Genomic DNA, 12,033 nt, shown 5'->3' on the forward strand with positions numbered 1-12,033 from the left:
CCCTCCGGCCTACCGTGGGGCGCATGGACGAGCGCAACGCAGAGGACCAGCCCCTGAACCAGGACGACCCGGTCGGCGGCGACGAGAACACCCAGGAGCAGCTCGAGGCCGACAACCCGGTCGAGGAAGACACGCTCGAGACGCTCGACCCCGACAACCCTCCGGCCTGAGCCGGGAGCGCGCGGGCTACGCCTCGCGGGTGATGGTGACCTTGACGTGCAGGTTGCTCTTGAACGGGCCGGCGTACACGCCGCGCAGCGGCGGGACGTCGCCGTAGTCCCGGCCACGGCCGACGAGCACGTGGCGGTCGCCGATCTCGATGTTGTTCGTGGGGTCGAAGCCCTGCCACTCGCCGGCGAACCACTCGATCCACGCGTGGGACTCGCCCGTCACCGCGACGCCGACCTCGGCGGAGGGCCGCGGGTGCAGGTAGCCCGACACGTAGCGCGCCGGGATCCCGACCTCGCGCAGTGCGCCGAGGGCGATGTGGGCCATGTCCTGGCAGACGCCCTTTCGCGCCTCCCACGCCTCGGCGGCGGTCGAGTGCACGCCGGTGATGCCGTGCATGTACTCGACGGCGTCGCCGACGGCGACGGCGATCGCGTGCGCCGCCCGGCCGGGGTGGTCGTGCTGTGCGGCGATCGACCGGGCGAGCTCGACGACCTCCTCGTGGGGCAGCGTGCGCCGCGTCTGCGACATCTGCTCGACGGTCTCGAGCGAGCGGCTCGCCTCGCGGGCGAGACCGTCCCAGGTGACGTCGATGTGCTCGAGCGGCCGCGGGCGCACCTCGACCAGCGAGCGGGCGGTGATCGTGAGCGACGAGTGCGGTGACAGCACGTCGAACGCGGCGACACGCGTGCCGAAGTAGTCGACGTACTGGTTGACGGACGTCGAGGGCTCGATGTCGAGCGACGAGTTGAGCACGAACTGGCTGTCGGTGGAACCCGGCAGCATGCGCGCCTCGTTGTACGACGCCGTCACGTCGCCCTGATAGCTGAAGCCGGTCTGGTGCTCGATCCGGAGTCTTTTCACGAGATCTCTCCGATCCAGCTGGGCTCGGCCTGCGTCGGGAAGAACCGGCCGCGGATGGCTTCGGATGCCTCGCGCGTGACCTTCTGGACGCGGTCCATGTGCGTCGGCAGCTCGCTGAGGATCTCGGAGATCGGCCGGTACTCGAGGTCGTTGCGGATCTGGCCGAGGGCCCGCAGCACCGTGTTGGAGTGGCCCACGCGGTCCGCACGGGGGTCGATGGCGCTCATGCACTCCTCGGCGCGCTGGATCGAGTAGATGATCGAGCGTGGGAACAGGCGGTCGAGCAGCAGGAACTCGGCCGCGTTTCGCGCACTCGGCATACCGCGGTACGTGCGCAGGTACGCCTCGTAGGCGCCGCACGAGCGCAGGATGGTCGTCCACGACGGACCGGATGCCTCGGTCAACGACCGCGTCGCCAGCAGGCGCGCGGTCATGTCGGTGCGCTCGATGCTCCGGCCCAGCGTGAAGAACTGCCAGGCCTCGTCGCGGCTCGTCGACGAGTCCACGATGCCGACGGCGAGCGCGGCGCGCTCGCGCACCCACTGGAAGAACTCGTGCACGCGGTCGTTCTGCAGGCGCCGCGGCATCCGTGCGCTCGTCGTGTTGAGGGTCTCCCACAGCTCCGTCGAGACGATCTCGCGAGCCCGCCGGGCGTTCTCCCGCGCGGCGGTGAGGGCGTACGCGATGCTCGAGGGGTTCATGCGGTCGACGGCGAGCCGCGAGAGCACGTCTTCGCGCCGCACCTGGTCGACCCCCGCCGGCGGCAGCGAGCCCATGACGCTGAGCAGAGACCGGCACGCGGTGTCCTCGTCGATCCACGGGTCTTCGAGGAGGAGCTGCAGGTGCACGTCCAGGATGCGGGCCGTGCCGTCGCTGCGCTCGATATAGCGCCCGATCCAGAACAGGCTCTCTGCGATACGGCTCAGCACGACGCACCTCCGGCCTGACCGCGAGACGTGGATGCCGCCGCCGGGGCGACCTCGGACGCCTGCTGCTGCTGCTCCTGCTGCTCGACGCGCGAGCGCGGGCGGTCCTGCGGGGAGTGCGTGGGCTCGGTCTGGGCGTCGTAGATGATCGGGATCGCCGCCGTCACCGTGGCGGCCTGGTCGGCGACGAGACCCGCCACGCTCTGACCCTGGCCGTATTCGACGTGGCCCGGTGCGGCGCCGCCGACGATCCACGTGTCCTTGGAGCCGCCGCCCTGGCTCGAGTTCACGACGAGCTGTCCTTCTGGCAGGGCGACGCGGGTGAGGCCGCCGGGGAGCACCCACACATCCTCGCCGTCGTTGACCGCGAAGGGGCGGAGGTCGGCGTGACGCGGACGCATGCCGTCCTCAACGAGCGTGGGGATGGTCGACAGCATGACCACGGGCTGCGCGATCCACCCGCGCGGGTCGGCGAGCAGGCGCTGCCGGAGCTTCTCGAGCTCGGCGGGCGAGGCATCCGGTCCGACGACCAGCCCCTTGCCGCCCGACCCGTCGACCGGCTTCACGACGAGCTCGTCGAGGCGGTCGAGCACCTCCTCGAGTGCGTCCGGGTCTTCGAGGCGCCAGGTGTCGACGTTCTTGAGGATGGGCTCCTCGGCGAGGTAGTAGCGGATGAGGTCGGGCACGTACGTGTAGAGCAGCTTGTCGTCGGCGACGCCGTTGCCGACGGCGTTCGCGATGGTCACGTTGCCGAGGCGCGCCGCGAGCATGAGGCCGGGAGCACCGAGCATGGAGTCGGCACGGAACTGCAGCGGGTCGAGGAAGTCGTCGTCGACCCGGCGGTAGATCACGTCGACGCGCTTGGGCCCCCGGGTCGTGCGCATGAAGACCTTGCCGCCGATGCACAGGAGGTCACGGCCCTCGACGAGCTCGACCCCCATGAGGCGGGCGAGGAGCGTGTGCTCGAAGTACGCCGAGTTGTAGACGCCCGGCGTCAGCACGACGACGTTGGGGTCTTCGATGCCCGCGGGAGCGGAGGCGCGCAGCGCCGCGAGGAGCTTGTTCGGGTAGTCGCCGACCGGGCGCACCCGCATCGACACGAACAGCTCGGGCAGGGTCTGCGCCATCACCCGGCGGTTCGAGATGACGTAGCTGACGCCCGACGGCACGCGGACGTTGTCTTCGAGCACGCGCATCTCGCCGTGCTCGTCGCGGATCAGGTCGATGCCCGACACCTGGATGCGCACGCCGTTGGCGGAGTGGATGCCCGCGGCCTGTCGGTAGAAGTACTGGGAGCTCGCGATGAGCCCGGCGGGGAGCACCTCGTCGCGCACGCAGAACTGGTGCCCGTACGCGTCGTCGAGGAACGCCTCGAGCGCCCGCACGCGCTGCTTGACGCCGGCCTCGATGCGCGACCACTCGTCGTACGTGATCACGCGAGGCACCGCGTCCAGGGGGAACGGCCGTTCCTCGCCCGCGAAGTCGAACGTCACGCCCTGCGCGAGGTACGAGCTCGCGAGCGAGTCGGTGCGACCGCGCAGCTCTTCCTGAGTCATCTGCGCGAGCGCCTGGTAGAGCTCTCGATAGGCCTCGCGCGATTCGGCCGGGGCACCCGGGTGGGCCGGCCCCCCGAACATCTCGTCGAACGCGGGAACCCCCGAGGGCGTCTTGCGCGGCGCCAGCGTGGAGCCGTAGCCGTCGAACAGATCACCCATGCCAAGAGCCTAATGCGGCCTTCGTTGCGCTCGTGTTTCCGAGCGGTTCCCCTGGTCCGCGCAGCACGGATCCGACGTATGCTCCCGCTATGACTCGTGAGGCGAGTGTCGCGCCGCCTGTCGCCGCGAAGGCCTCGGCCCTCTCCGGCGCGGCGGCGGGCGTGGCATCCGCGGTGCTCGGCGCCGGGGTCGGCGAGCTCGTCGCCGCGATGGTCGCGCCGTCGTCGAGCCCGTTCTCCGTCGTCGGCGGAGTGCTCATCGACCGGGCGCCGTCATGGGCGAAGGATGCGGCGATCTCGCTGTTCGGCACAGCCGACAAGCTCGCCCTGCTCGTCGGGATCGCGATCGTCCTCCTGGCCGCGGCGGCCGGTGTCGGCGTCCTGGAGCTGCGCCGGCCCTGGTCCGGCGCCGCCGTGTTCGCGGCACTGGGCGCGGTCGTCGCGGTGCTCGCGATGACCCGTGCCGGGGCGAGCGGACTCGCGTGGCTGCCCTCGCTGGCCGCCGGCCTCGTCGCCGCGACGGCGCTCCGGCTGCTCGCCGGGCTCGCGAGACGGACGACCGATGCCCCGTCCCCCGCTTCTGCGGCGGGGGACGGCGTCGACCACGCCCCCGGCGACGAACACCCCTCCCGCCGCCGCTTCCTCGTGTGGGCCGGTGCGTCCGCCGCGGCCGGCGTGCTCGCCGCGATCGCGGGAACGGCGCTGCAGGCGGGGTCGCGCAGCATCGACGCCGTGCGCCGCGCGCTGCGGCTGCCCGCGCCCGCCGTCGCGGCCCCGCCAGTGCCCGCCGGGGCCCAGCTCGACCTCGTCGGGATGACGCACGTCGTCACCCCGAACGCGAGCTTCTACCGGATCGACACGGCGCTCGTGGTGCCGCAGATCGACCCGGCCGACTGGAGCCTGCGCATCCACGGCCTGGTCGAACGGGAGGTCGAGATCGGGTGGGACGAGCTGCTCGCCCTCCCCCTCGAGGAGAGCTGGACGACGCTCGCGTGCGTGTCCAATCCGGTCGGCGGCGATCTCATCGGCAACGCCAAGTGGCTCGGCTATCCGATCCGGCTGCTCCTCGAACGGGCACGGCCCACCGCGGAGGCCGACATGGTCCTGTCACGCTCGATCGACGGGTTCACCGCGAGCACCCCGCTCGAGGTGCTGCAGGAGGACACCCGCGACGCGATCCTCGCCATCGGCATGAACGACGAGCCGCTGCCGCCCGAGCACGGCTTCCCGGTGCGCATGGTCGTGCCGGGGCTCTACGGCTACGTCTCGGCGACCAAGTGGGTCACCGAGCTCGAGGTCACACGGTTCGATCGGGCGGACGCCTACTGGACGACGCGCGGATGGTCGGCGAAGGGCCCGATCAAGCTGCAGTCGCGCATCGATCTCCCGCGCCGCGGTCACGGCTTCGCTCCCGGCGACACCACGATCGCCGGCGTCGCCTGGCACCAGCACGTGGGCATCGCGAAGGTCGAGGTGCAGATCGACGACGGCCCCTGGCGCGAGGCGTCGCTCGCGCCCGCGATCTCGGACGACACCTGGGTGCAGTGGTCGATCCCCTGGAAGGCGGAGGCCGGCTCCCACGCGATCCGCTGCCGCGCCACGAACACGAAGGGCGAGCTGCAGATCGAGACCGACGCGTGGCCGGCGCCCGACGGCGCCACGGGCTGGCAGCAGCTCAACGTCGAGGTGGCCTGAGGGCCAGACGGCGCCCGCGCGGATCATGCGCTCTCGCCGAGCGGATACGAACCGCAAGTGTCGATCGTGTCGTCCCGGCGAGAGGACATGATCGACGCGCGCCGCAGGCGCGAGCGTCAGTCCGCGAGCACGAAGCGCAGCTGCTCGACCGCCCAGTCCAGCTCTGTCGCGCGCACGACCAGCGGCGGCGCGATGCGGATGGTCTGGCCGTGCGTGTCTTTCACGAGCACGCCGCGCGCGATGAGGCGTTCCGCGATCTGGCGGCCGGTCCCGGCCGCAGGGTCGATGTCGACGCCGGCCCAGAGGCCCGCGACACGCACGGCGGTCGCGCCGTGGCCGACGAGCTCCTGCAGCTTCGCCTCCAGGTGCTCGCCGAGGAGCTTCGCGCGCTCCTGGAATTCGCCGGTCTGGAGCATCTCGACGACGCGCAGGCCCACGGCCGCGGCGAGCGGGTTGCCGCCGAACGTCGAACCGTGCTCGCCCGGACGGATCACGCCGAGCACGTCGCGGTCGGCGACCACCGCCGACAGCGGAACGACGCCGCCGCCCAGCGCCTTGCCGAGGAGGTAGACGTCGGGCACGACGCCCTCGCGATCGCACGCGAACGTCGCGCCCACGCGGCCGAGACCGGACTGGATCTCGTCGGCGATGAACAGCACGCCGCGGCGGGTGCAGATCTCGCGCACCTTCTTCAGGTACCCCTCGGGCGGGAGGACGACGCCCGCCTCGCCCTGGATCGGCTCGATGAGCACGGCGACGGTGTCGGCGGTGATCGCGGCGTCGATGACGGCGGCATCGCCGAAGGGCACCGAGATGAAGCCGGGCGTGAACGGACCGAAGTCGGCGCGCGCCTGCGGGTCATCGCTGAAGCCGACGATCGTGGTCGTGCGGCCGTGGAAGTTGCCGTGGGCGACGACGATCTTCGCGGCGTCCGGAGCCACTCCCTTGACGCGGTAGCCCCACGCACGCGCGACCTTGATGCCGGTTTCGACGGCCTCGGCGCCGGTGTTCATCGGCAGCACGAGGTCCTTGCCGCACAGTTCGGCCAGCGCGGCCGCGAAGAGGCCGAGACGGTCGTTGTGATACGCGCGGCTCGTGAGGGTGAGGCGGTTCAGCTGCTCCTGGGCGGCCGCGAGGATCGCGGGATGCCCGTGCCCGAAGTTGAGGGCCGAGTAGGCCGAGAGCAGGTCGAGGTAGCGCTTGCCCTCGACATCCGTCACCCATGCTCCCTCGCCGCGCGAGATGACGACCGGCAGCGGGTGATAGTTGTGGGCGACGTGCTCCTCTTCGGCGGCGATGATCCGACTCATCGCGATGTCGAGGGAAGTGGCGGTCATGGCAGGCTCCTCTTTCGCACGATCAGCGTCGCAGTTCGAGCGTGCAGCACTTGATGCCGCCGCCGCCGAGCAGCAGTTCGGACAGGTCGACGAGCACCGGGTTGTAGCCGCGCTCGCGCAGCTGCGCCTCGAAGCCCGTCGCCCGCGGCGAGATGATCACGTTGAGGCCGTCGCTGGCCGAGTTGAGGCCGAACACGGCACCGTCGGCGTCGGCCACGCGGATCGCGTCGGGATAGCGCTCCGCGAGGATCGCCTGGCTGCGCTCGTCGAACGCGTGCTCGAGGTAGGCGATGTTCGCCTTCTCGACGCCGCCGGGCCCCTCGACCGGGTCGAGCACCGAGATCGCGGTGTCTAGGTGGTAGAAGCGCGGGTCGACGAGGTTGAGGCTCACGACCTCCTTGCCGAACACGTCGCCCAGCTCGCGGTGGCTGTCGCCGGTCGAGCGGAAGCCGGTGCCGGCGAGGATCGTGTCGCCCACGAGGAGGAAGTCCCCCTCGCCTTCGTTGACCTCGACCGGCTCGACGACCTGGAAGCCGTTCGCGCGGAACCATTCCATGAACGCCGGCCCCTCAGGTACGCGCTCCTGGAACCGGAATTTCGCGCCGTACGCGACGTTGTCGATGACGAAGCCGCCGTTGGCGGTGTAGACCATGTCGGGCAGCCCCTCGATCGGGTCGATGAGGTGCACCTTGTGCCCCAGCGCGAGGTAGGTGTCGTGGAGCGTCTGCCACTGGCGCACCGCGAGCGCGGTGTCGGTGGGGTTGGCGGGCTCCATCCACGGGTTGATGGTGTAGCTCACCGTGAAGTGCTCGGGGCGGCACATCAGGTAGCGGCGGATCTGCTGGATCCGTCCGGAGGCGAGCCCGGCGTCGGGGGCGGTGGCGGGCGCGGTGTTCTGCGTGGACATCTTGCTCCTGTAGAGGCGCGGCGGACGCTGTCCAGAGGCCCGGCGGAGCTGGGGAAGCCGGCAACCGGGCACGCCTCGTCCATTGTCTCACGGACGCTGCGCACGGCCCGGAAATGCGGAGACGGATGCTGCGTGCCCGGTCACTCCGCGAGCACGACCACCTTGCCCGCGACGTGGCCGTCGGCGACGCGTGCGAGCGCGGCGTCCGCCTCGGCGAACGGGAATCGGCGCTCGACGACCGGGCGGAGGCGTCCGTCGACAGCGAGCCCGACCAGCTCTGCGAGCACGTCGGGCTTCGCGACGGCGGCGAGCGGACGCAGCGGCCGCTTCGAGCCGATCGAGAGGACCGAGGCCGCCGCCAGCCGCCCGATCGGACCCCAGACGCGCCCGCCCTCGCCCGAGACCACGACCACGCGTCCGCCGACGCGCGCCAGCCGTCGCAGCATCCGCAACGGCGCCGTGCCAGCGATGTCGAGGACGGCGTCGAACCGGCCCTCCCCCAGTTCCGGTGAGCCGGGCTGAACCGCGTTGTAGTCGAAGGAGCGCGCGGCACCCAGACTCTCGACCAGCCCGCGGTTGCGCTCCCCGCAGAGCGCCCACACCTCGGCACCCCGTTCTGCGGCAAGCTGCACCGCGAACGTGCCCACCCCGCCGGACGCGCCGATCACCAGCACCCGCTGCGGCGACCCGCCCGTGGCCGCGGCATCCGTGACTCCCCCGAGCTCCAGCGCCTGCCACGCCGTCCCGCCCGCGATCGGCAGGGTCGCAGCGACCGCCGGATCGAGCCCGGGTGGGCGGCGCACGAGACGCGCCGCCGGGCACACCGCATACCTCGCCAGCCCGCCGCCCCCGGGAAGCTCGCCCATCACCTCGTCGCCGACCGCGAGTCCGGTCACGCCCTCGCCCAGCGCAACGACGGTGGCGGCAGCATCCATCCCCCGTACCGACTGGCGCGGGCGGTGCAGCCCGAATGCGAGCCGCACGAGGAGGGGCTCGCCGCGCATGAGGCGGATGTCGCCGTTGTTGAGCGCGGTCGCGCGCGGGCGCAGGAGCACCTGACCGCGACGGGGCACCGGCACGTCGATGTTCGCGAGCGCGACCGTCTCGATGCCGCCGTAGTGATGCTGGGTCCAGGCGGGCATCGGATCGGTGCGGAGGGCGCCGGGCCCGTGGAGCGTCTCGGACATCTCGTCAATCCTCCGGGTAGTCGAAGAGGTCGTCGAGCCCGAGGCCGAAGGCGCGGGCGAGCTGGAAGGCGAGCTCGAGGGTCGGCGAGTACCGGCCCTGCTCGATGGCGATGAGGGTCTGCCGCGTGACGCCGATCCGGCGGGCGAGCTCGGCCTGGGTGATCCCCGCCGCCTCCCGCACGGCGCGGATGGAGTTGGTGACCTTGGTGGGCTTGACCATCAGACAAGCCCGCGGCGGTACGCGATGACGCTCGCGATGCCGCCGACGATCGACGACAGCGCGAAGCCGAAGAACATGGTGTTGGCGATCCAGAACCAGTCCGCCTCGAACGCGCACAGGATGATCACGCCCAGGCCGGCGATCACGAGGAACGCCTGACCGACGCGTGTCGACAGCTGCGCGATGTCGCGGTCGCGCTGGTCGCTCCTGCCCACGCCGTCCGGGTCGAACATGCCCGCGACGATGCCCCACACGATGCTGACGACGATCGCGCCGACGATGCCGGCGCCGATGATCCAGAGCATGATCGGCACCCAGTCCACGTCGGTGAGCGGGCCGCCGGCGGCCTGCTGCAGCACGATCAGGACGTAGGCGATCATGCCGAGCACGCTGACGATGAGACTCGCCCAGACGTTGCGCTCTTCGTAGGCCATGGCCCCTCCCGCGGCATGTAAAAGATTCTTGACACCCAAGGTAGGTGCGCCACGCGGCGGTGTCAAGAATCTTTTACATATCCGGACATCGCCTTGCACCCGGCGTATGGCCGAGCAGCGTCCGGCGCCGCCGGCGCCGGCCTCTCAGACGGACTGCGCGGGAGGGGCCGTCGAGTCCCGGACGACGAGCGACGTCGCCAGTTCCACCCGCGTCACATCGGACGTCGGATTCTCGAGCGACTCGAGCACCAGGCGGGTTGCCTGCTCAGCCATCTCAGGCAGGGGCTGCCGGATCGTCGTCAGGCGCGGACTGGCCAGTTCCGCGATCGGCAGATCGTCGAAACCGACGACCGAGAGGTCGCGCGGCACGGCGACCCCCGCCGCCGCGGCGGCATGCAGCACGCCGAGAGCCTGCAGGTCGTTCCCGGCGAAGATCGCCGTCGGAGGGTCGGCCAGGCGCAGCAGCGCCGCGCCGTGCCGCTCGCCGCCGTCGCGCTGGAAGTCGCCGAAGCGGATCCACTCGGGCTCGACGGGCGCCCCGGCCGACCTCATGGCGGCGCGGTAGCCGTCCAGCCGGGCGAGCGAGCACATCACCTGCTCCGGGCCGGTGATCGCGGCGATGCGCCGATGTCCCAGCTCCAGCAGGTGCCTCGTGGCGGCGACGCCTCCCGACCAGTTCGCGGAGCCGACCGACGGGATCCCCGGGGCGGGGTCGCCGGCCGGATCGATGATGACGAACGGGATGCCTCGCGCCTTCAGCGCCGCGCGCCCGTCGGCGGGGACGTCGGCGAACAGCAGGATGATCCCGGTCGGCCGGCGCCGGATGACGGCATCCAGCCATTCCGGGCCGGGCGCGTACCGGTCGCCGCTCACCGAGATCGAGACCGCCATCCCCACCTTTGCCGCGCTCTCTCGCACCCCCTCGATGACGGCGAGCGCCCAATCCCCTCCGAGAGCCGGGAGCACCACCTCGATGTACTCCCGGCGCTGCGCGCTGCGCCGGCGCCGGTAGCCGCTCGTGCGGAGCTGGTCCTCGACGAGCTCGCGCGTCGCCGACGAGACGTCGGCCGCCCCGTTGAGCACCTTCGAGATCGTCGTCACCGAGACGCCGGTCTGAGCGGCGATCTCGTGGAGGGTCACGCGCCTGGTCTCGGCCATCTCACTGCCCGGGCTCAGTGCGCTGCGCGTCGCAAGATCGTCGCCAGCCCCTCCCGGACCCGGCAGTTGCGGAACGAGAAGGCGTCGGCGAGACTCTCGGCCTCGTCAGGCCCGACACCCGTGAACGCGCGCGCGAACTCGTCGACCATCGCCTCGGCCAGCATGACGTGGCGCACATGCCCGTGGATCCATCGGCGCGCACCCCACGGGTACGGCTGGAAATCCGGGAACTCGTCCTCGAACAGGCGCTCGATCGGGTCCAGGATGCCGCGGACGCCGGCATCCGTCGATCCCCACGAGTCGACACCCAGACGTGCCTTCTTCTCGAGGAAGGGTGCGAGCCGGCGGAGATACGGCGACTCCGGGTCGACGGTGACGACTCCCTGAAGGCCGATGTCCTTGTAGGTCCACAGCGCCCAGCTCGCGTCGTGCCGGGCGTAGATCTCCAGCTGATCCTGCAGCAGCCGGTAGCGCTCGTCGTCCTTCGCCGGGTCCCCGGTGTAGACGGGACCGAACTCCCCGACCCAGATCGGCGTGCCCGTCTCGCGCATGTAGGCGGTCCGCTCCAGGAACGTCTGCTCGACACGGTTCCGGTCCACGTACTGACCCCGCGACACTCCCGGGTAGGGTCCGCCGTCGACGAACCCCGGCAGGGCGTAGTCGTGCGCCGTGTAGACGCAGTTGGGGAGGGGGTCGCCGAGCTGGTCGAACTGCGTCGAGTACCGATTGCCGTCGAGGAACAGGATGTGATCAGGATCGACGGCTCGGATGGCCGACTCGAGGTGTCGATAGAAGGGTCCGATCGCCGTTCCGTGCGCGTCCGCGGGCTCGTTCACGGGGTTGTAGCCGGCCACCCACGGATTGCCGCGATAGTGCTCGGCGATCGCCTCCCACAGATTCACCACGCGATCCTGGAACTGACGCTGTGACCAGAAGGATGCCCACTGTGTGGGGTTGTCGCTGTGCCAGTGCTGATTCTGAGCACCGGGCAGCGCGTGCAGGTCGAGAATCGTGTATATGCCGTGGCGCGCGCACGCGTCGACCACCCGGTCGAGGATGGCGAAGCCCTCCTCCTTGATGACGAAGGGCTGGTCGTCGTCCTCGAAGTGGCGATAGTTGAAGGGGATCCGCAGGGAGTTCAGGCCGAGCGACTGCAGGAACGCGGCATCGTCATCGGTGAAGAACTCGCTCAGGAACCGTGCGAAGAAGCGCTCATACCCCTCGTCGCCGAGCACGCGCCGCAGCGCCCGCCGCTGCTGCGACTCGGATCCCGCATAGCCGGTGATGAAGTTCTCCATGTTCATCCATCCCCCGAGGCCGAAGCCTCGCAGGGTGACGGGAGCGCCTCCCGCGACGATGCGCGTCCCGTCGACGCGAAGGGGGCCCTGGGGTGTCATGCGGTCCTCTCGGAAGGGCGCCGAAG

General features: G+C 70.9%; 12 protein-coding genes. 2 read left to right on the plus strand and 10 right to left on the minus strand.

The features are described 5' to 3' along the window. The first annotated feature begins 23 nt into the window (after positions 1-23). Complete coding sequence (locus JNB61_RS05045; RefSeq protein WP_220338928.1) at positions 24-170, plus strand: hypothetical protein; 147 nt, start codon at positions 24-26, stop codon at positions 168-170. A gap of 16 nt (positions 171-186) precedes the next feature. Here JNB61_RS05045 and JNB61_RS05050 read toward each other — a convergent pair whose 3' ends face one another. Genes JNB61_RS05050 through JNB61_RS05060 form a run of 3 tightly spaced genes read right to left on the minus strand, consistent with a single transcriptional unit; the run spans position 187 to position 3,673 of the window. Further along, the gene (locus JNB61_RS05050; protein WP_159841424.1) at positions 187-1,032 is read right to left on the minus strand and encodes a transglutaminase family protein; all 846 of its coding nucleotides are present in this window, start codon (positions 1,030-1,032) and stop codon (positions 187-189) included. Then, positions 1,029-1,961 carry an alpha-E domain-containing protein gene (locus JNB61_RS05055; protein ID WP_220288527.1) on the minus strand — a complete coding sequence of 311 codons (933 nt, stop codon included), beginning with the start codon at positions 1,959-1,961 and terminating at the stop codon, positions 1,029-1,031. The genes JNB61_RS05050 and JNB61_RS05055 overlap by 4 nt, the downstream gene beginning before the upstream one ends. Next, entirely contained in the window at positions 1,955-3,673 is a 1,719-nt protein-coding gene (locus tag JNB61_RS05060; RefSeq protein ID WP_220338929.1) for a circularly permuted type 2 ATP-grasp protein, read from the minus strand. The genes JNB61_RS05055 and JNB61_RS05060 overlap by 7 nt, the downstream gene beginning before the upstream one ends. 89 nt (positions 3,674-3,762) lie before the next feature. Here JNB61_RS05060 and JNB61_RS05065 point away from each other — a divergent pair, with 89 nt between their 5' ends. After that, positions 3,763-5,367 carry a molybdopterin-dependent oxidoreductase gene (locus tag JNB61_RS05065; RefSeq protein ID WP_220338930.1) on the plus strand — a complete coding sequence of 535 codons (1,605 nt, stop codon included), beginning with the start codon at positions 3,763-3,765 and terminating at the stop codon, positions 5,365-5,367. Between the two features lie 116 nt (positions 5,368-5,483). Here JNB61_RS05065 and rocD read toward each other — a convergent pair whose 3' ends face one another. The 7 genes from rocD to JNB61_RS05100 all read right to left on the minus strand — a co-directional run bounded on the left by rocD (position 5,484) and on the right by JNB61_RS05100 (position 12,007). Beyond that, on the minus strand, positions 5,484-6,704 hold the full coding sequence (gene rocD, locus JNB61_RS05070) for an ornithine--oxo-acid transaminase (RefSeq protein ID WP_220338931.1): 1,221 nt from the start codon (positions 6,702-6,704) through the stop codon (positions 5,484-5,486). A 22-nt stretch (positions 6,705-6,726) separates the two neighbouring features. Continuing rightward, the gene (gene ddaH / locus JNB61_RS05075) at positions 6,727-7,611 is read right to left on the minus strand and encodes a dimethylargininase (RefSeq protein ID WP_220338932.1); all 885 of its coding nucleotides are present in this window, start codon (positions 7,609-7,611) and stop codon (positions 6,727-6,729) included. 140 nt (positions 7,612-7,751) lie between these two features. Then, on the minus strand, positions 7,752-8,798 hold the full coding sequence (locus JNB61_RS05080; RefSeq protein ID WP_220338933.1) for an NAD(P)-dependent alcohol dehydrogenase: 1,047 nt from the start codon (positions 8,796-8,798) through the stop codon (positions 7,752-7,754). A gap of 4 nt (positions 8,799-8,802) precedes the next feature. Beyond that, positions 8,803-9,018 carry a helix-turn-helix transcriptional regulator gene (locus tag JNB61_RS05085; protein ID WP_159841410.1) on the minus strand — a complete coding sequence of 72 codons (216 nt, stop codon included), beginning with the start codon at positions 9,016-9,018 and terminating at the stop codon, positions 8,803-8,805. Next, on the minus strand, positions 9,018-9,452 hold the full coding sequence (locus tag JNB61_RS05090) for a hypothetical protein (RefSeq protein WP_220338934.1): 435 nt from the start codon (positions 9,450-9,452) through the stop codon (positions 9,018-9,020). The genes JNB61_RS05085 and JNB61_RS05090 overlap by 1 nt, the downstream gene beginning before the upstream one ends. A 144-nt stretch (positions 9,453-9,596) precedes the next feature. Next, a complete protein-coding gene (locus JNB61_RS05095) occupies positions 9,597-10,592 on the minus strand; it encodes a substrate-binding domain-containing protein (RefSeq protein ID WP_308291208.1) in 996 nt (331 codons plus the stop codon). 32 nt (positions 10,593-10,624) lie between these two features. After that, positions 10,625-12,007, minus strand: coding sequence for a glycoside hydrolase family 5 protein (locus JNB61_RS05100; RefSeq protein ID WP_220338936.1), 1,383 nt, complete (start codon positions 12,005-12,007; stop codon positions 10,625-10,627). Positions 12,008-12,033 lie beyond the last annotated feature (26 nt).

It is taken from the genome of Microbacterium ureisolvens, assembly GCF_019511645.1.
Lineage (GTDB): Bacteria > Actinomycetota > Actinomycetes > Actinomycetales > Microbacteriaceae > Microbacterium > Microbacterium ureisolvens_A.

Bases quoted from the DNA above. Each gene is read 5' to 3' on its own strand.
- JNB61_RS05045 (WP_220338928.1), top strand. From the start codon at position 24: ATGGACGAGCGCAACGCAGAGGACCAGCCCCTGAACCAGGACGACCCG.
- JNB61_RS05060 (WP_220338929.1), bottom strand. From the start codon at position 3,673: ATGGGTGATCTGTTCGACGGCTACGGCTCCACGCTGGCGCCGCGCAAG.
- JNB61_RS05065 (WP_220338930.1), top strand. From the start codon at position 3,763: ATGACTCGTGAGGCGAGTGTCGCGCCGCCTGTCGCCGCGAAGGCCTCG.
- rocD (WP_220338931.1), bottom strand. From the start codon at position 6,704: ATGACCGCCACTTCCCTCGACATCGCGATGAGTCGGATCATCGCCGCC.
- ddaH (WP_220338932.1), bottom strand. From the start codon at position 7,611: ATGTCCACGCAGAACACCGCGCCCGCCACCGCCCCCGACGCCGGGCTC.
- JNB61_RS05080 (WP_220338933.1), bottom strand. From the start codon at position 8,798: ATGTCCGAGACGCTCCACGGGCCCGGCGCCCTCCGCACCGATCCGATG.
- JNB61_RS05085 (WP_159841410.1), bottom strand. From the start codon at position 9,018: ATGGTCAAGCCCACCAAGGTCACCAACTCCATCCGCGCCGTGCGGGAG.
- JNB61_RS05090 (WP_220338934.1), bottom strand. From the start codon at position 9,452: ATGGCCTACGAAGAGCGCAACGTCTGGGCGAGTCTCATCGTCAGCGTG.
- JNB61_RS05100 (WP_220338936.1), bottom strand. From the start codon at position 12,007: ATGACACCCCAGGGCCCCCTTCGCGTCGACGGGACGCGCATCGTCGCG.